This window comes from Paenibacillus lignilyticus, assembly GCF_017942085.1.
In the GTDB taxonomy this organism is placed as follows: Bacteria; Bacillota; Bacilli; order Paenibacillales; family Paenibacillaceae; genus Paenibacillus_Z; species Paenibacillus_Z lignilyticus.
Genome location: NZ_JAGKSP010000020.1, coordinates 60,413 through 80,252 on the forward strand (window position 1 = coordinate 60,413; position 19,840 = coordinate 80,252).

General features: G+C 53.1%; 15 protein-coding genes. 5 read left to right on the forward strand and 10 right to left on the reverse strand.

The window, feature by feature from the left end; translation table 11 throughout:
* Positions 1–34 precede the first annotated feature (34 nt).
* From I8J30_RS28440 to I8J30_RS28485, 10 genes are all read right to left on the reverse strand, one after another.
* Positions 35–2,890: a beta-galactosidase gene (locus tag I8J30_RS28440; protein ID WP_210663867.1), complete on the reverse strand. Its 2,856-nt coding sequence runs from the start codon at positions 2,888–2,890 to the stop codon at positions 35–37.
* 310 nt (positions 2,891–3,200) lie between these two features.
* Entirely contained in the window at positions 3,201–4,298 is a 1,098-nt protein-coding gene (locus I8J30_RS28445) for a LacI family DNA-binding transcriptional regulator (protein ID WP_210663868.1), read from the reverse strand.
* 1,055 nt (positions 4,299–5,353) lie between these two features.
* Positions 5,354–5,887, reverse strand: coding sequence for a general stress protein (locus I8J30_RS28450; RefSeq protein WP_210663869.1), 534 nt, complete (start codon positions 5,885–5,887; stop codon positions 5,354–5,356).
* A 117-nt stretch (positions 5,888–6,004) separates the two neighbouring features.
* Positions 6,005–7,207: an enolase C-terminal domain-like protein gene (locus I8J30_RS28455; RefSeq protein ID WP_210663870.1), complete on the reverse strand. Its 1,203-nt coding sequence runs from the start codon at positions 7,205–7,207 to the stop codon at positions 6,005–6,007.
* A 24-nt stretch (positions 7,208–7,231) separates the two neighbouring features.
* Positions 7,232–7,981 (reverse strand): phytanoyl-CoA dioxygenase family protein, encoded by a 750-nt coding sequence (locus I8J30_RS28460; protein WP_210663871.1) that lies wholly within the window; start codon positions 7,979–7,981, stop codon positions 7,232–7,234.
* Positions 7,982–8,002: 21 nt separating this feature from the next.
* A complete protein-coding gene (locus I8J30_RS28465; RefSeq protein WP_210663872.1) occupies positions 8,003–9,655 on the reverse strand; it encodes a glycoside hydrolase family protein in 1,653 nt (550 codons plus the stop codon).
* A gap of 7 nt (positions 9,656–9,662) precedes the next feature.
* A complete protein-coding gene (locus tag I8J30_RS28470; protein WP_210663873.1) occupies positions 9,663–10,541 on the reverse strand; it encodes a carbohydrate ABC transporter permease in 879 nt (292 codons plus the stop codon).
* Between the two features lie 23 nt (positions 10,542–10,564).
* The gene (locus I8J30_RS28475) at positions 10,565–11,539 is read right to left on the reverse strand and encodes an ABC transporter permease (RefSeq protein ID WP_210663874.1); all 975 of its coding nucleotides are present in this window, start codon (positions 11,537–11,539) and stop codon (positions 10,565–10,567) included.
* A 78-nt stretch (positions 11,540–11,617) separates the two neighbouring features.
* Positions 11,618–13,351, reverse strand: coding sequence for a type 2 periplasmic-binding domain-containing protein (locus I8J30_RS28480; RefSeq protein ID WP_210663875.1), 1,734 nt, complete (start codon positions 13,349–13,351; stop codon positions 11,618–11,620).
* Positions 13,352–13,673: 322 nt separating this feature from the next.
* Positions 13,674–15,275, reverse strand: coding sequence for a glycoside hydrolase family protein (locus I8J30_RS28485; RefSeq protein WP_210663876.1), 1,602 nt, complete (start codon positions 15,273–15,275; stop codon positions 13,674–13,676).
* A gap of 368 nt (positions 15,276–15,643) precedes the next feature.
* Between I8J30_RS28485 and I8J30_RS28490 the strand changes: the two genes are divergently transcribed.
* From I8J30_RS28490 to I8J30_RS28510, 5 genes are all read left to right on the forward strand, one after another.
* On the forward strand, positions 15,644–16,747 hold the full coding sequence (locus I8J30_RS28490) for a GntR family transcriptional regulator (RefSeq protein WP_210663877.1): 1,104 nt from the start codon (positions 15,644–15,646) through the stop codon (positions 16,745–16,747).
* 76 nt (positions 16,748–16,823) lie between these two features.
* Entirely contained in the window at positions 16,824–17,147 is a 324-nt protein-coding gene (locus I8J30_RS28495) for an STAS domain-containing protein (protein WP_091225376.1), read from the forward strand.
* Between the two features lie 33 nt (positions 17,148–17,180).
* Positions 17,181–17,660, forward strand: a complete 480-nt coding sequence (gene rsbW, locus I8J30_RS28500; RefSeq protein WP_240548449.1) for an anti-sigma B factor RsbW — start codon at positions 17,181–17,183, stop codon at positions 17,658–17,660.
* A complete protein-coding gene (locus tag I8J30_RS28505; protein ID WP_210663887.1) occupies positions 17,660–18,436 on the forward strand; it encodes a sigma-70 family RNA polymerase sigma factor in 777 nt (258 codons plus the stop codon). Before rsbW ends, I8J30_RS28505 begins: the two co-directional genes overlap by 1 nt.
* A gap of 151 nt (positions 18,437–18,587) precedes the next feature.
* A partial coding sequence (locus tag I8J30_RS28510; RefSeq protein ID WP_210663878.1) for a magnesium transporter CorA family protein occupies positions 18,588–19,840 on the forward strand: 1,253 nt, incomplete at its 3' end.

The following is a 19,840-nucleotide window of genomic DNA, read 5'->3' on the forward strand; positions in this document are numbered from 1 at the left end:
TCCTAACTCCCCCCTCCAGATCAAGTTGTATGAACTATAGCTGCACGCCTGCAGGTACAAAGGTTAAGCTCTCGAGCTGCGATGCCGCTCCCGCCTCAACCGCTTCCAGCAGAATGAAGAGCTTGTTATCGCCCTCTGCGATCCAAGGAGCCGGAAGGAAGAAGGAATCCTGACTGCCTCCGCTCATCGCCGGTCTCGACTCACCGCCTGCTGTCCATAACCGCCCTACAATTACGCCGCCAAAATAAACCGTCGCTTTCATTCCGCTGCCTTTTACATATACCCGCCAGCCATTTGCACGAGCTTCCGGCGGCAAATTCCCATAGAGCCAAGACACGCTTCCCGCTTCCATTGTGACCGGCAGCATGGTTGGAGCAGCGCCTTGCTCAGATGCTTCCGCATGTGCGAGCAATCCGGCTTCGTCTGCAGCGGATAGCTGCCAGCTGCGAGCAGCGTTTCCTTCGTAGACGATAACCTCTCCGGCTCCTAATCCAAGTACGCGCTCCAAGAACACGGTGACTTGAACCTCATCGCCCGGCTGAACATGCTGGGAGATATCGAGATAAGGATCGAATGGATGAACCGTACCGATGGATGCGCCGTTCACGAACACCTGCGCCAGTGCTTGGATGCCTTTGAAGTGCAGCGTCCACGAATCCGCGCTATCCGATGCCGTGAAGGTTTTGCGGTAGTATTCACTGGATGGATGATCCGGTGAGAGCCATCCGCCAAAGGTGCATATCGCCCAAGCTTGATCATCATAGTTGCTTTCCAGCAATTCCGGCTGCAGCGTGCGCGATTTCACTCGCAGCATTCGCCAATGCAGCAACGGCTTCACGCCTGTAATGGAGACAAGTCCGGTCAACCCCTTCATGGAATCAAGTCTTAGTGCCGGCAGACGGGGATCATCGAAGTTGGTATGTCCCCAAATTTCTGCGCGGGCCGTTAGCTTGCTTCCCGCACCGCCGATATGGCTGCTCCGGATAAATCGGCTGCCGCCGCCCGGCGTAATCGTGCCCAAGTAGCGGTCTCCCGCATAAAGCGAGATCATATCGCTGCCATTCTGAACGAGAATACCTTGCACGGTTTGTTCTGCCGTATCGATGCCGCTTTCCGCTTCGTACCACGCATAACCGCGGTAAATGCCGCTATGCTCCAGGAAGTCCGCTGCCGGAAGTGCTGCAGCTGGTTGCGCCGACATGCTTGCTTGCGGCGTTACTTCTTTCAAGGACCAGTCGATACTGAGCTCGCGAGGCGTAAGGTCATACTCGATTGGGCGGCCGATCGTAATTTCGCCGCCGGCTTGAATCGCATTCATCAGCAGCGCATCTGCTCTTGCTAAGCCGATTAGTTCAAGCTCCGTACCGTCCGACAGCTCAATCGTACAAGAAGCAATCGTCCCCGTTACCGCCTGGAAAACGAAGCGGTACCCGCCATCTTCACCGGTCGCCGATGCTGCAATGCCTTGTTCTTCGATGCGGACTGCCGGCTGCTTCAAGTTCAGCGCGATTTCGCCTTCATACTCACTGTGAAACACAATGACTGTCTTTGCAGCTTCGCGGTGCACATCCGTCAGCTCTGCCGTCGAATAGCGCAGTACGCCATCGATTCCCCAGCCGCTCATCGGAACCCCGATCGGCAGCATTTCGCATCTTGCCGGTATGGTGCGAAGCTTCGAAGCTTGCGGAATCAAGCTGTCGCCGCCGGTACCTTGCAATTCAAGCTGTACGACTTCCTCTTGCTCGCCTACATTGGCTACGAACAGGAGATGTCCGCCTTGCGCGAGCTTCAGCTGCCGCTGAACCAGTGTTCCGGGCGCTGCTGCATCGGCCGGATCCACGAGCCGTCTTGCTGTTACAATGTCCGCTGCCGGAGCGGTTTGCGCTTCGGCAAGTGAGCTGCCGTAAGCGGTAAGTACGCGGCGCATCAAGCGGCCTTCGTACGCTTCCTTGCGAATGTGGCCTTCCGGCGAAATCATGCCGTAGAAGTCATAATCGGATGTCATGAGTGCCAGCGGGTTTCCCCAGTTGTTTGTACCGTTGGTGAAGCCGAAGTTGGTTCCGGAAACTTGAAGGTAAGGACCGAGCAGCTTAGCACCGCAAGATAACAAGCGGCGAAGCAGGAAGTGCGAGCGGTTTGTCTCGGTGACTAGCAGCGGCAAATCTTGTTGTGCCAGTCTCTGTTCATAAGAGGTTACTTTGTATTCAAACTCGGGGTCTTTGTCATTCGGATAAAAATTACAAGTCGGTGCGACGCCTTCCACAAGGCCGGAAGCCTCGTAAAGTCCGCCCTGTCCCGCACAAGCAATTAACGGAACCCGTATGCCGCGGCTTACTGCCATGTCTCGAAGTGCGGCTATGTAACCTTTCGGATCAGGGCAGTCGTAGAAGTCGAGCTCGTTCTCAAGCTGCACGCAGATGATGGAGCCGCCTCGCTGCTGTTCGTACTTGGCCAGCAGTGGGAGAATGCGATCAAACCATTTCTCTACTGCCTGCAAATAATTGCTGTCCGTGCTTCGGATAACCATATCCGGTTTGGCGAACAGGTACGCGGGAAGTGCGCCTCCATCCCATTCGGAACAAATGTACGGCCCTGGTCTTGCGACGATCCAAAGTCCAACGTCTGCGGCCATCTGCAGGAAAGCTTCCACATCCCGCTCGCCGCTGAAATCCCAGCTGCCTTCTTCCAGCTCGTGAAAGTTCCAAGGGAAGTAAACATCGATGGCGTTGTACCCGAAGGCCTTCACCTGTTCCATACGTTCGCGCCAATGAGCTCGTGGATTGCGGAAGTAGAAGAGTGATGCGCAGAGGATAATTTCGGCTTGACCGCCGATGCGCAATGCGGAAGACGAAAGCTGCAAAGCGGAACTCGTTTTCATGTCCATGTTCATGCGTTCGATCCTCCCTGAGGTGAGCCATTGACCATTTTTTATGAAACCCATTTCATTCGCTGTTAAAATAAAAATACACTTTAACGTTGCGGGTTTGAGCGAAGTTTGAACAACATCACAGATACCGTTTGTAAGTGTATTTCGGGTGACTACATGCGTTTGCATCATGCCGGGATTATACGATTGTGTGGGTTTTATGAAACCCATTTCATACCTGGGTTAAAATTAAACCCTTGCTAGAGGGTCATCTTGATTTGAAGTGTACATTCAAAATGATAGCGCTGTCAATACTATTTTTTTGAAAGATTTTTCACCCCTGTGACGATACATTACCGGCCGCGCTAATGCTGATCCCTACCCGCAAAGGTGCCGTACTTTCACGCACAACGAGCTCAGGTTGAAGGACGGTCAGCGTATCAATGCCGTTCTTCCCGATGAGCTGATGGAGAATATGCGCAGCCGTACGGCCAAGCTCCAAACATTTCAGCGAAATGGTAGTCAACTCCGGAATCACGTTAGCCGCAAGCGGAATGTCGTCGAAGCCAATGATCGACATGTCCTCGGGAACACGCAAACCATGCTTAACGGCCGCTTTGATCGCACCGATTGCAGATAGATCATTCGCGCAAACAATAGCCGTCGGCCGATTTTCTGTTTCCCCGCCGAGCAGCTGGTTCATGAAAACTTTGCCCGCCTCCACCGTGAAGCCGCCCGTAATAATCCAATCCTCGCGAATCTGCAATCCGGCCTGCTGCATCGCTTTCGTATAGCCTTCCAAGCGCTGCACCGTATTGGACATCTGCTTGTACCCGCCGATAAAGGCAATATCCGTGTGGCCAAGCCCGATCAGATGCTCGGTCGCAAGCACGCCGCCGGCAACTTCGTCGATGATGACACGGTGAAACTTCGCCCCCGGCAAATTGCCGTTAATCAGCACGACAGGAAGACGCTTGTTGACTTCCGCTACTTCTTTGGCCATTTCCTTGCTGCAACGGGCAAGGTCAATTCGGCCGCCAATCATAATAATCCCGTCAACCTGCTTCTCCATGAGGATATTCAGGTACTGGGATTCCCGCTGGTACTGCGCCTTGATGTCCTGGTTGGAGGAACCGGTATCGCATAGGAAGAAGGTATAGCCGTTGTTTCTTGCTTCCTGCTCGAGACCTGCCAGCACTTCCGGAAAGAACGGATTCGTAATGTCAGGCAAAATAATGCCGATCATGCCGGTTTCCTTCTTGATCAGGCTGCGTGCAAGCGCGTTGGGTTGGAACTGGTGCTTCTGGATGAGACCCATGATGCGTTCCCGAGTTGATGCTTTCACTGGTGCCGTGTTGTTCAAGACACGTGAGACGGTTGCGACGGAAACGTTTGCTTCTCTGGCAATGTCGTAAACAGTAACCGGTTTCATTATGCCTCACCCTTTGGGCTAAGATCTGTCTAGGTGACAGTTTTTCACTAGCATAGCAGAGTTTTTTCCTTCTTGTAAATGGGGCAAGCTGATCTAGTGATGTCGAATCTATGTATGTAAACGAAATACATATATTTGAAAATATTATTAAATAAGATGTAACTCTTTTCATCTTAACATGGATATATTTTGCAGTCTACGATTGGTTCGCCATTCCTATTTTCAGGAGGTTCGTTTATAGACTAGGTAGACAAAATATAATCCGCTGAACCTGCTTCAACCCCTTTCACACAGCGCTCGCGTCGCAAAAAACTTGCTTGCTTTGAAACCAAAGAAGCCCGCTTAAAGAACGGACCTGCTCATGAAGATTCGTTCGATTATTGGACACAATTCTCAATTTACGAAAAATACGATATAACAATAAATAGAAATAATTTGGATGATATTTTTGCTTCACCAATTACTTTAGAATGCTGCTATTTGAGGAGCAGGGGATGCATCCATTCGCGGCAAATGGATATTCCATGTTAAAGTCCTACTGGAACCGGTTGAATATTCTTATTTCTTGCAGGGAATTCAAACGACAAGTTTATATTCGTTTCGACAATATCGCGCAAAGAATATTACAAATTAAACGCAAACGTATCTTGTAACCCTCATTGGGACGAAACAAGCCGCTCAGGTCCAATAGTTAACGAACCGTGGGGACACTATTTTGCAGGTTATCCCCCAAATAAGGCTTCTAGGATTCGTTAGCTTTTCGCGTAAAGTTCTAACGAATCGTACGGGGCTTATTTGCCCGAAAATAGCTCCAAAAAAATGCTAACGAATTGTAGAGGTCCTATTCGGCAATTTACGGGTAACTTGAAGCCGATTTTCTCCTAATAAGGCCTCTACGATTTGTTAGCTTCGCGGAGGCGAGAAATCCGGGCAAATAAGGCTTCTAGGATTCGTTAGCTAAACAGCCATCCCCACCACCACAACAAAAAGCCGCCTCAAAAGTCACAGCACTTTTGAGGCGGCCCTTCGTGGAACCCATCGCAACGATGCAAAACCTACAAAATCCTTGCCGCTCCGCAGCTGCGGAAAGCAGCTTCCGCCGCGCCGCCGCGCGACAAATCCGGGCCATCCGCCTCGTCGCTGTTGCCGATATCCGCTGCCACGATGATGGCGCCTTGACGCAGTGCCTCGCGGCATGGTTCTGCATCGCTGCTCTCCAGGCCAATGTCGGTCAGCGCGTTCTCCATATTGCGTTCATCGCCCAAGAAGGCGGTTGAGATCAGGAATCCATTGCTCGGATAGGTCATGCCGCCAATAAAGCCGCCGCTGATATTGAGGCCGCTGGCCGCAGACATCGGCGCATAAATTCGCAGATCGTCTACTCCGTGATCGTCTGCCGCAGCGCGTGTCAAGAGCAGATCCGTCATCTCGTCGGCGTGCACGTTCGTTTCCGATTCGATCTGCCGCGAGTGCTCCCGATCCTTGGCCAGCACCTTCAGCTCATGGTTCGTAAATCCCGCCTGCTCCAGTGCCTGAATCGCTGCAACAGCTTCATTTTCCGTATTGAATATGCCTATTTTGTATGTCATCTACATCGCCTCCGCATCCCGTATTTAAGTTTGTTATGCCCTAAACGGGGAGGATTAAACCGGATGGCGAAGGAAATTCTGCCATACAAAAAAGGCTCAATAAGGGTCAACCGATGGTTAAGGACGAGACGGCGAACCGTCCGGAATGCGAGAGAGCGTCCACCCCGGCAGCACATCATGACAAGGATACAGGGCCGCTTTCTGTTCATCCAATTCCACGCCGAAACCGGGGGTGTCCGGGACATACGCGTAGCCGTTACGGAGAACCGGACTGCCCGGGAACACCTCGCGCATCCGATCGGAGATCGCGCTCCATTCCTGGACGCCGAAGTTCGGACTGCTGAGGTCCAGATGAATGTTCGCGGCCATGCCGACCGGCGACAGGTCCGGCGGGCCATGCCAAGCCGTGCGAATGCCGAAGGCTTCGCATAGCGTGCCCAGCTTCTCCGCAGGAGTCAGCCCGCCAATGGCGCTGACGTGGCAGCGGATGAAGTCGATCAGCCGCTCCGTAATAAGCGGCATCCATTCCGCGGAATGGACGAACAGCTCGCCCATCGCGAGCGGTGTCGCGCATTGCGCGCGGATATGCCGAAACCAATCGAGATGCTCCGGCGGCAGCGGATCCTCGAGGAAGAACAAGCGATGCGGCTCCAGCTGCTTCGCCAATCGCACCGCCTCAATCGGCACGATCCGCTCATGGATATCGTGCAGCAGCTCAACCTCGAAGCCCAGCTTAGCGCGCAAATGATCGAACATTTGCGGCACGCTGCGCACGTAGGCATCCGGGTCGAAATACGCACCCGGCAGCACATGGTCGGGCTGATGCAGCTTATGGCCCTGACCGCCATAGCCGCCTAATTGGCAGCGGACATAGCGGCAGCCCTGCTCCATAAACATGCGGACATTCTCTTCCACTTCGCTGGCATCCCGTCCGTCCGCATGGCGATAAACGGCTGCTGCCTCCCGCACTTTCCCGCCTAACAGCTCATAGACGGGGACACCGCATAGCTTGCCTTTGATATCCCACAACGCCATATCAATCCCGGATACGGCATTGTTCAGCACAGGACCGTTGCGCCAATAGCCGCTGACCATGGCGGTTTGCCAAATATCCTCGATCCGTCTCGGATCCTTGCCCATCAGGAACGGCTTCAAATAGTGCTCCACCGCCGCCGCGACGGCAAGATGCCGCTGCGTAAACGTTGCACAGCCTAGGCCATATAGACCGGGCTCATTCGTTTCGATCTTCACGACAACGAGATTAACCCCATCGGGCGCGGTCATGATGACCCGGACGTCCCTGATTTCCAATTGTGCCATAGAGAGGACAGCTCCTTTTGAACCCTATAGATTAGCTAGCTGCTCTTCAGCATCCGCGGGAATTTCATGCCAACCATCGAATTTGCCGAGCAGCTGCTGAATGTAGAACGGTCCGCTCTCACGGAGCTGACGAGAACGCTCGCCTGCGAAGTTATCCACCCGATTCTTGCAGAACGACTGCAAGTAGTTATAGTACAACGCGCGCCGTTCCTCGGTCGGATGCACATTCGGCTTCGCAGCATGCCACAGAGCGCCATGGAAAATAACAGCGTCTCCCGCTTCGGCCATCACATCGATCTGACCTTCAATCTCGCTCAGCCCATCCGGCGGATTCTTGCCGGATAGATGCGAGCCCGGAACGACGACAAGCGGCCCCTTCTCCAGCGTAATTTCATCCAAGTAATAGGCGCAGTTAATCGATACCGGAAAATACCAATAAGGCGGCAGCGGATCCGGGTAAACATGCGAGTCCATATGCCAGCCGACCGGCATCCCTTTGCCCGGCTTAATGCGCGTAGCATTCACGCTTTCCATCTGAACTTTCGGTCCCATCAGCGCTCTCATCAAATGAAATACCGGAGGGTTGACGAGCAGCGGTACGAAGGCCTCATCCCGGTCGATAATGTCGGGAATTTCCCGTGTAGTAAAGCCCTCCGAAATGGCTATCACTCTATCAATTAATGTCGAAACCTGTTCGGGAGACAAGGCCCGCTTCACGACAAAATAACCATCTCGCTTAAACTGCTCGACCTGCTCTTCCAGTGTCATGCTCATTTCGATAGTTCCTCCTTGAAATCATGATTTTAGGATGAGTGCCTTATTCATCGGCATAATGCCTCTTGGGCTCACATCAAATAATCGATTGCCGATCCAAGTGCCTTCATAGCGCTCGCCGGCTACGATTTCTTCCCGCTTCACAAGCTCGGATGGAAAGGCCAATTCCACCGTCTCGCCGGCTTCCAGCCCCGCAACTACCAAATACGGATGCGCAAGCGAAACGCGCTGCTTACGCGGCGTATGGCAAGTAATCGCGTCTGTCGACAGCCAGCCCGGGACGCGGATATAGAGATCGCCGGCTTGCTTCGGCTGTATGCGCAGCACACCGGCCTCCGGCACCTCGTACTCCATCTTGACGTGCTCATTTTCCTTCGTCAGCCACAGATTGACATAGAGCCGATCCTCGCCGAGCGAGGTCGCATGATCCCAGACCAGGTACAATCCTCTGCCGCCGGCAGCGCAGCAGCAAGCCATCGTATCCACCTTGCCGCGGTTGGAGAAATCATTCGGATTCATCCGGCCCGTAAAGCCCCCCATATAGCGTTTCGGAACGTTGCGATATGTGCGCGTCGGCGTGTCCGGCTTATCCGTCACTTCCCTTGCCCACGACACATCTCGCACCTGCGAGGCTACGAGCGTATTCGCGAACCGATCGGCATCGTCCCAGCAGGCGACATTGCCGTTCTTCGCCAAGTAAATCGCCGTATGGATCATATCCGTGGTGCAGCAGGTTTCGCTGTGCTGAATGATGCCCGGTAGCCAGCGATACCGCTCATCGACCGGCTCTTCCCCGTTCAGGCCCGTGCCTTCCGGGAACCATCCATATGTACTGCCCATCGCACAGGCCCAGTCATACACCTTCTGGCACCAAGCGATGAGCGCCGCATCCTGCTTAATGGTGGCATAGCGCAATATTCCGGCAACCGCGCCCATCTTGGAATGAAAATGGCCATCATCCGGATAACGTCCCTGCGACCAGAAGCTCCCGTCTGCCTCGAATACCCGGGAATGCTTCACGACGAAGCGAGTAAGCTTCTCCAGCATTTCCGCGGCAAGCGGATCGCCGTATTGCTCATAATAAATTGCCAGCGGCAGGATAAAGACGCCCCCGCCATAATGCGTCGGCTCCACGATAAATCCATGCTCCGTATAGATTTGCTCCGGAACAGCCATGCCCGGAACGTACGTCTCGAACGGATAACAGATGTAATCCTCACGCTCGACCGCAATGCTCCGCATCCCTTGCAGCATTCGCTCGATCCGCGTCTTCGCCTCATCCTCTTTATCGAATTTGAGCCAGCTTAAGAGCCCCAGAAACACGCTCCGCTGGTCAAACATATTGGCGCCCGCAGGAACATCCCAATCATTGCTCATCCGGTAAAACAGCCCATCCGACTCGCTCTGCATCCAGCGGAGCGCATCCTTCATATGCGTCTCGGCATCCCGGCCAAGACGCTCGCCGACGATTTCGCCGCACAGGATCGAAGCATCGAGAAACCGGCCAACCGCATCGCCGAAGTCCCACTCGCTATGCCAGGCGAACGATTCGTCGCTGCCGATTTTCGCAAAGAAATACGGTAAATGATGATAGTCCGGATCAAGCATTTCCTTATAATGATGAATCGCTAGCGCTGCCAATTCCCTGTAATCCAGTGCTCTGCCGAGTTCCACCTACTGATCACCCTTTCAATGAGCCTAGCATGATGCCCTTCACGAAATACTTCTGCAAGAACGGATAAATACATAGAATCGGCGCCGTCGTCACAATCAGCATCGCCATCTTGATCGATTCCGCCGTTACCGTCACGGTTCCTTTATGCATCTTGCTCAGCACCGCGAGATTGGACGCTTCATTCGATTGAATCAGGAACAGCAGCAGATTCTGCGCGGTCCACAGCTTCGTATTGGAGATAAACGTGAAGCCCGTGAACCAATCATTCCAGTGGCCTACGCCGACAAACAGCGCAATCGTGGCAAGCACCGGCTTGGAGAGCGGGAAAATGATGCTGAAGAAAATCCGGAAGTCCGAAGCACCGTCGATCTTCGCCGATTCCTCAAGCGCCTCCGGAAGCTCCGTCATAAACGTGCGCACCAGCATAATGTTGAAGGCGCCGTACAGACCGGGAATAATATAAGTCCAGAAGCTGTTCAGCAGATGCAGCTGCTGCAGCGTGATGTAGAACGGAATTAACCCCCCGCTCAGGAACATCGGAATGACGATCCACCAGTTCAGGAATTTGCGCAGCGGGAAGCTTTTTTTCGTTAGGACGAAAGCAAACATCGCCACCAGCAGCACCTGGGTAACCACGCCTACTAGTACCCGAGCAATGGTCACGCCATAGGCCAGGAAAATATCTTTATCGTTAAAAATAACGCTGTAATTCTTCCAAGTGAACATACGCGGCCAGAGGTAAATGCCCCCCTTCTGCGCATCCATCGCATCGTTCAGCGAAATCGCCAAAATATAAATGAACGGATAGAGGCACAGAAACGAGAACGCGAGCATGAGCACCATATTGACAACGTTAAACCATTTTTCTCCACGAGATCTCTGCATGAGGCACTCTCCACCAATCGGCTCTAAATTAACGATTCCTGTTTAAACAGCTTCGCGATAAAGTTACAGAGCAGGAATAGAAGCAGTCCGACCGTCGCTTGGAAAACACCCATGGTCGCGCCGAGCGACAAGCCCATAAATCCGCCGGAATTGCGCAAATAGCTCAAGATGAGCGTATCCAGAATTTGACCGACCTCTTGCACCTGCAGGTTCCCCATCGTCCAGAGCTGATCGAAGCCCGCGCTCATGAGACCGGAAGCGCTCAGAATGAACAGAAGCACCATCGTGCCGCGAATCCCGGGCAGCGCGATATGCCAGATCTGGCGTACTCGGCTTGCGCCGTCGATGCTCGATACCTCGTACAGATGCGGATCAATGCTTGAAAGTGCTGCTAGATAAATGATGGCGTTAAAGCCGATATTTTTCCAAAGTTCAGTGAAGATGACGATCGGCAGGAAGGCACTTGTGCTCCCCATGAAATAGAACGGTTCATTCATGAAGCCGATCTTAGTCAGCATTTCATTAATAAGTCCGCCATCCGGAGACAGCAGCTTATACCATAGCCCCGCCGCGATAACCCACGAAATAAAATATGGCAGGTAGCTGATCGTTTGAACGAAGCGCTTGAATACGGTTTGATGAATCTCGTTAATAAGCAGCGCGAAAAGAATGGTAGCCGGAAAACCGATGACCAATTTAAGTCCGCTGATGATCAGCGTGTTGCGCAGCGCGTTCGTAAAGTCCGGCAAATGGAAGATCGTTTGGAAATTATCCATGCCGACAAAGTCGCTGCCCGAGTACCCTTTAACCGGGTTGTAGTCCTGAAAGGCCATGATAATGCCGATCATCGGGTAATAAGAGAACAAGAGAAAGAAGACGAGCCCCGGTAGCGCAAAAATATACAACCAGCGTTGATCCCACATTTTGCGGCCTATTTTCCCCATGAGAAGCTGTCTCCTGCTTGGCGTTTGCTTCTGCGTTTCAGCGAGAGTCGTCATCGCGAGACCCTCCTTTTCGGATAAATGATGGAGGAGAGCGCAGAAACGCTCCCCTCGTCTGCGAGTTTGGTCAGGCGATTACTTCAAGCTTTCGAGATTAATCGACTTCGCCGCTTCCGTTCTTTCTTCCACGACTTTGTCATAGCCGAGCGCACGGGCATTCTTGCCCCAATCCTCTACAAGCTTCTTGATGTCATCCGGGTTCTTCGCTGTAATAGACTTCGCCACCAATTGCTTGTAACGATCGCTTTCGCCTACGGTCACTTTGTTCTCGACATCGCCCGGATCCACGTAACGCTGCGGATCGGTAATGTATTCCGTCGGGAATTTGGATCCTAGGTTCTTCCATGTTTCGATCATGTCATCGCGCATTTCGTAACCGGATGGAGCTTGGTTCTTGATCAGCGCTTCGTAGTTCGGAATGAAGGAGTAGACGTCGATACCGAGATGGGCGCGTTTGTTCCAGTCGCCTTGCGTCTCATCGAAGAAGGCTTTCGTGTCTACGATCTTGCCATCGGCGTTGCGCTCCCATTGCTGGCCTTCCAATCCGTATTTGGTCAGAATCGTACCTTCCTCGGAGAGGACGTAATCCAGCGTCTTGAAGAACGTATTGACTTCCTCTTCCGGAAGACCTGCCTTCACCGCCCACAGACTCCATGCTTCCAGTCTGAACTGCGGCAAGCTTGGTCCCGAAGCGATTGTGGGATCATACAGCTGCACGCCAACGAACTTCGCGTTCGGATCGGTCTTCTTCATGCTGTCCGTGTAAGGGTTCGCCTGCTCCCAATAAGCGCCGTGAACGGCACCGATGCGGCCTTGGTTCCCTTTCTCGTCAATTTGGCCCTGCTTGAGCGAGAAGCTTTCTTCTTCAATTAAGCCTTCTTTGTACAGCTTGTTGTAGAAGGTCAGCGCTCTGATCAAATTGTCCGGCTGCGACACGTCGGAGCGTGCTGCTTTGCCGTCGGCATCCGTGTACCACCAGCCCGTGCCATTGTTTTGGCCCGGCGGGAAGAACACGTTGATCATGTTGCGGAAGTTTTCGCCGAATGCGGAGTAAGGTACAACCGGCTGGCCGTTCACATCTTTGATTTGTTCCTTGAATGCTTTCAGCGCATTGTAGAACTCATCGATTGTTTTCGGATAACCCAGATTGACTTTATCGAGCCAGTCCTTGCGAATCCAGATTGTCGGCTGGTCAATCGCATAAGCCTGCATGTTGGAGAAGTTTTGCGGGATGCTGTACAGCTTGCCGTCGTGGGGATTGGTCGAGAAAGGCAGCAGCTTCTCGACGGCTTTCTTCACATTCGGGTATTTATCCAGCCACGGCGTCAAGTCTTCCAGCTTGCCGCTTTCGCCCATGGTGTTTAGAATGAGCTTTGTTTTGCCGTCTGCCCCAACCGCTACGAAATCCGGCCAATCGGAGCCGCCGGTGGACGCCCATAGCTGCAGCTTCTGCACGACATCGCCGTAGCTGCCCGTTTTGAGCACATCGTACGTTAAATTGTTCAGTCCGAGGCGCTTCGTCAGCTCGGGGAGGACGATATCCTTAGCCGGATCGGCATTATCCCAGCCCCAGTTGAACGCCGTGATTTTCAAATCGCTTACGGTTCCAAGCGGTTTCTCTTCTGTATTTGTCGCTGCTGCATTGTTCGTAGCGGTGTTGTTCGTTGCTGCCGCGTTGTTCGTCTTCGTTGTATCGTTCGTGGCGGTATTGGTCGCATTGTCGTTGTTATTGCTTCCGCTGCAGCCAACGACGCCCAGAGAAAGGGTTGCTACACTTAACAGAATGCCTACTTTACGCTGGATTCTCACACGTTATTCCCCCTGTACATGAGTGATGGAACCTTGCTCAACAAAAAGGAACAAAACTGATCTTCAGTGCAGTCCACGCCGCCCGGCCAATCGACCGTGCTCCACTCCCCCTTACTTCATGCATGCGATACATGTGTGCGGGATTCTCATGCCCCCCTTGGACGTGCAAGCACTCGCGATCCCAGTCGTTATCTATGCGGTACAGGCGATCCGGGAGATTCCGTCCGCCTGTGAAATCCGGCCGAACCTGTCCCCCGTTCATCCTCATCCCAAATTCACTGCAGCCCTCGGTGTGACGAGGAGGCTGCTACGATGCTGCAGACTACCAATGAACCTTGCCGCTGCGCTGGGCGGCGTAAGGAATCCCTTGCACGAGCGGTGCTGCCTGCTGGTTCATCCATTCGCGCTTAAACAGCGGATAAATTTGTCCCGAAGGCGTAACGGAGATTACGGTGTCGCCACGCCAACGAACGTTGTAATCCTGCCCGGAAACTCGCTCGACCTTCTCTACAGTGGTTATTGGATATAGAAGCTGAACCAGCTGACCCGTTTGCAAGCCATCGAGACGAATATAACCGTCCTCCTGAAGCTGAACGCTTATGACTGCACCGTCGATGGATACGGTAATATCCTCGAAAGCCACCCAATCCGGCACGCGGACACGCAAGCTTGGCGCATCGTGGATGACGAGCTCGAGCTTGCCCTCATACGGCTGGTAGCTGATTACCTCAACCCAATCGCTGTTGCGGCTAAGCGACATATGGACGGAAACGACGTCGTTTTGCTTCTTGACGATATCATCCCAAACCAGGTAGCAGGCCCGAATGCCAGCTCCGAGACAGCAGCCCTCCACGCTCTCGCGGCAGTTGTCCAGCGACCCCGGCTTCGACCAGGAAGCCCAGCTTCCATAGAGCGCCCGCTCGAATTGCGGCTTCTGCGCTTGATCGACATTCGGCAGCATCGGATCGGTATGTACGATTTGGTTCTCCAGCAGCTGATTGCGGGCGAACCGCTCTAAGATCGCGTAATAATTCGGATCGATATGACGGGCGATCAGCAACCCCAAATGAATGGCATCCGTGATCGAACACGATTCGCAGGAAGCGTCGTCCGGACCGACACCATCCGGTATCCAGCCCCAAGAGCTGGAATAGCGCAGCGTCCAGTCGAAAACCGTTTTCATTTTCGCAATGGTAGACGTGTCATTGGTTCTTAAAGCACGGCGCATGAGGGCAACGGCCGCTGTGAGAATGCCGCCGGAGTGCGTATGTCCTTGATAATGACCCTCTGCATCGAACGTACCGCTGACACCCAGCACGAAGCGGCCCATGCGATCGAGCAAATCCTCGCAATCCGGTGCATCGACGCTCTCGGTGTACCGAGCTAACGCCAGCATAATTCCGCCGAGCGGGAAGGTCGGATAGCCGTTAAAATCTCCGAATACGGCGTGCTCCAGCGTGTTCCAGCCTTCGGCATTCCGGAACCAATAGCTGTAGTCCTCTTCATGCTGAAGCTTGCTTCTGATCGCAACGGCGAGCTTCTCGATGACCTCTTCTCCGGCTTCGGACGGCGAATCCAGGTACAAATCGACGTAAGCCAGGAGCATCCTGCCCGCCATGAACGGATTCAGAAACGGATCGCAAGTGTCCAGCATCGCGCGAAGCGCTTGCTCTTCTTCCACATAATCGGTGGCCCCGGTAATCGGACGGCCGAGTAAATACGCATCGGTGAATCGGGAGCACATATCGCCTAAATCCCAGATATGGTGTTCCAGCTTAGGTTCGGGCTGCAAGCGAAGCAGAAAATAAGGCCGCATGTTCTGTTCGGGGTCCAATCGGTTCGCAATCGCACTGAAACCGCGCTCGATTGCTTCCTGCAAGTAATACGTTTTCGGTCTGCTTGCCATGTGAGCTTCGTTTACCATCGTTACTTCCCCCTGTTTGTTCGCATAGATTCTATAGGTATGAATCGAATAGCTAATCAACGTGAATGGAGATAAAACGAAATAAAAAGAGCGCTTACATTTTGAGCTTAGAAAAAAGCTGCGTCGAGGCCTGATGATGTACTGGAAGATGAAGATTGCTGCGAGAAGAACTTCGAAAAGGTGGTCATGCTGAAGTGGTGTACTAGGAGGCAGTTTAAAATTATATATCAAATATACAACTTATAAACTTTACTTGGTGGCTGTTTACCTGCATCATACTCCCATATTACAGCCTCTGTAAAGAAAAAAATTGGAAATCCGCAAAGAAAGTTGTATATTCATTATATCAGGAGAGAGAGTGTGATTATATGACTGCACCAACGAAAAGAGTTCCCCTATACAACCAAATACGCACGTATATAACCGACCAAATCGCGCAGGGTCAGCTTCTCCCCGGAGATCGACTGCCATCGGAAAACGAGCTTGCGGAACATTTTGGCGTCAGCCGCATTACGGTCAAAGGCGCCTTATCCTCACTTGTGAAAGAGGGCACCGTTTACCGCATTCAGGGCAAAGGCTCCTTCATTGCGGATCAAGCCCAAGGCGAGCCTCTTCGCTATCAGTCGCCGGAAATCCGTACGCTGAAGCTGATCTCCTTGCTGATTCCGAGTCTGAAAACCGCCTATATGGTGAATTTGGTCAAAGGCGTGGAAAATGCCGCTTCGAGTCAAGGCTACCGCGTTATTGTCTCGCTGACTCATGAGTCGGTAGAAACAGAGTGCCAGCTGCTTGCCGAGGCTGAGGAAATGGGCGTAGCCGGTGTAATCGTCTACCCCGTCGAAGGGGAGAGCTATAACGAGGATATTCTGAGGATGACCTTGCGCGGCTACCCGATAGTGGTTATAGACCGCTATCTTAAAGGGCTCGAAACCAACTGCGTTTGCACGGATCACTTCAGCGGCGCTTACGCGGCAACTTCCCATCTGATCGAAGCAGGCCATTTCCGAATTGCTTTCCTTACCGCTCCTTACACGGGAACGACGAGCATGGAGGATCGGCTTGAAGGGTACCGGCAAGCGTTGGCTGACCACGCTCTGTTAAGCGACCCAAGGCTTGTGTTTACCCGTACGGAGCCGGAGCAAATTGAGCTTTATCTGCAGCAAAATCCCGATGTTACCGCTGTATTTGCGCTCAATTCCTCGCTCGGATTGAAAGTGTTTGCGGTTGCGGAGCGTTTGCAGCTCTCCATTCCCGATCAATTGTCCGTTATCTTCTTCGATGACTATGAATATTCGACCCGGTGGACGCTGCGTCCGACCTGTATTCTGCAGCAGGAGGAAGAGATCGGCGCCCAAGCTGGCCGGCTCATGCTCTCGCTTGTCAGCAATCCTGCTCAAGAGCGCAAGAAGATTGTGCTGCCTCCTCGCCTTGTTATCGGGGGCACGACGGCTGCACCATTATTCCGGTCATAAGCCGTTATGTTTCAAGTCCCCTTGGAAGGGGTATACAACTCGTAATAAGAAATTTTGGATACAGGAGCGTCGAGCTATGAAACAAACCGATAAACTATTTTTGCGTACGGAGAATCAGGAAGGCAAATGTATCGTTTATGTCGGAGGCGAGCTGGATTTGGAATCCGCCGTTCATATGCGTGCAGTCATGACTCCACTGATTGAACTGACTGATCGAGAGCTAACACTTAATTTGCGCGAGCTCCGTTATGTGGATAGTACCGGCATCGGCATTCTCGTGTCCGTGCTGAAAGCCAGACATGCCAAACAAGCACCTTTTAGCGTGGAAGCTGTTCCTCCTCATATTCGCAAGCTGTTCGATATGACGGGCATCACTCCATTTTTACTCAAACAAGCCTAATTCGTAATTGCCGCAGAAAGGGACGAGAGCATAATGAACATAAAAGTCGAAGAAGTAATCACCTTGCAGGTGCCGGCTTCGGCGGAATATATTGACCTGGTTCGATTAACTCTCTATGGATTAGCTGTCAAAATCGGCTTCTCCTACGAGGAAATCGAGGATATGAAAGTGGCGGTATCCGAGGCGTGTAACAATGCGGTTCTCTACGCATACGGCGACCTGGGCACGGGGGAGGCCGCTCCTGTTCCACAGCCGGCGCCGCGGATTGAGGTGCGCTTCATTAAGAAGAACGATGCCCTCTCCATTATCGTCAAAGATGATGGCCGCAGCTTTGATGCGTCAGCCGCAGCCGCACGTGCCAAGCCGGTAGACGGAAAGTCGATCGATGAACTCCAAGCAGGCGGACTTGGCCTGTTCTTGATGCAAGCCTTGATGGATGACGTGGAAGTGAACAGTGAAACCGGAACGGAAGTGGTTCTTACCAAGCGCCTAGTAAAGAGCGGTGAAATGTGATGAGCGCGCAGCCGGTTAAGCAGCCCAAGCCCTCAAGCATGGAACTTATTATGGCTTATCAAAGCGATCCGACGAACGATATCGCCGAACAGCTCATCGCCCATTACGAGTCTATGGTTCGAATGGCCGCCGGTAAAATCTCGCGAAACCGCCCCGATCTGTACGAGGATTTAATGCAGGTGGGCCAGATTGCGCTGCTTCGTTTATTCGGCCAATTCGACAGCTCCCTCGGTGTGCAGTTTGAGCCTTACGCCATGAAGAGTATCATCGGGCATATGAAAAATTATTTACGCGATAAGTCGTGGTATGTTCAGGTCCCTCGCCGTATTAAGGAAAAAGGGATCGCCGTTCAGCAAGCGATCGATGAGCTGACCGTGAAGCTTGAACGCTCTCCGAGAATCGAAGAAATCGCGGAGATCATGTCGCTGTCCGTGGAGGAAACGACTGAGATTCTGGCAGGCCGCGAGCTCTATCATTACGTCTCGCTGGACACACCGATTTCCGATGATGACAATACGTCGTCGCTCGGTGATTTGCTCGGTTCGGATTCCAATGATTTTGAAAATATTGATCGAAGGCTCGATCTGCAGGCTGCACTCTCGCAGCTGAAGCCCGAGGAGCAGAAAGTATTGCTGCTCGCTTATCAGGAGGGGCTCCCCCAGCGACAGATCGCGGATCAGCTTGGCATCTCACAGATGAGCATTTCCCGAATACAGCGGCGTGCGATCGATAAATTAAAGCAGCTGCTGCATGAGCATCATGAGCAGGAAGAGTAGAAGCACGCTGTAGGCCGAGCAGGATGGCCGCGGCGTGCTTTTGTGTTTTTGGATAAAATTGTCGGCGGCGCAGTTGTGCTTCACGCGGGGTTCGCGTTATGATGGTAACATGTTTAGGTATATGTACGGACAAGCAGGAGGCTTCTAAACCATGATGCATCGGATGCTGCAATTTCCGCAAGCGTGGGAATGGCTCATGCTTCACGAACAGCGGCCGGCGGGAACGTCCGGTCTTAGTCGCAGCAGCAAAGCAGCAGTCGATGATGCCAGTTCGGGGGCGCCTGCTACTGCTGCTGCTGAACTGGCGGCAGAGCTGGCTCACGCGAAACAAGCCGTTGTGCAAGCCCATCCGGAGCTTGCCAGCTGGCTTAATGATGTTATAGGCATTGCACACAATCAAATTATCGTGTCTGAGCTTCCGGGCGGTGAAGCTATTTTGCATGGGACCTTGCTGTTTCAGGTGTCTGAGGATGAGACCGACATCCTCCCTTTGCATTTTCACATCACCGATCGGAAGCTGGTCACGTATATGTCGGATATGCGTCTGTCCGTTCGGCTGCAGCTGGATCCTTGGCAGGATAAGCTGAACCGCTGTCAGAGTGCGCCGGAAGGTTTCTTCGCGCTGCTTGGCGCCGTGCTGGAGACGTTCCATGAAGGGCTCGATCGGTTCGAGACGCGGCTCGGCGATTTGGAGCAGAAGATGCGCAAGTCGAATCGTACCGGCCTGATGAATGTAATCTTCGAGCGGCGCTATGAGCTGCTGCACTGGAGCCACTTGTTCATTCCGATCAAGGAAATTCAAGGCGCAGCCCGGGAAGCCTTCATGCATACGCTGCTGGAGCAGGAAGAATTCAAACGGATGGAGCTGAAACTCGACCGTATTCACGGGCTCCTCACCCATTACGCGATGGAGATCGACACGCTTCTCATGATGGACGATGCCATCTCGAACTTCCGCGGCAACGATATCATGAAGACGTTGACGATCTTCACCGCCCTGTTCATGCCGGCCACGGTCATCGGCGCCATCTGGGGCATGAACTTCAAGGAAATCCCTTGGGCCGGTGAGCGCTGGGGATTCGTGACCGTCAGCCTTATGATCGTCGTAACCACCCTCTTCATCTATTGGTGGTTGTGGCGTAAAGGCTGGACAGGCGATCTGCTGACCGGCCGGCACAAAGGCGATCACGCCGGCATCAGCCCGCGCGGCGAGGACATGACGCTAGTCGGCGGCGACGATGCGCCGCTGTCGCGGCTTCGCCGAGGCGGCGGCCGCGCTGGCGCGGCGGAGTTTGACTCGGCTCGGTCGAGATTGGAAGAGCTTACGTCTGAACTCCAGTCTTCGACCTATCTCCTATATCGACTTTTTGTTGATAAAACAGGGAGGGACATGAGAGCAGGGGG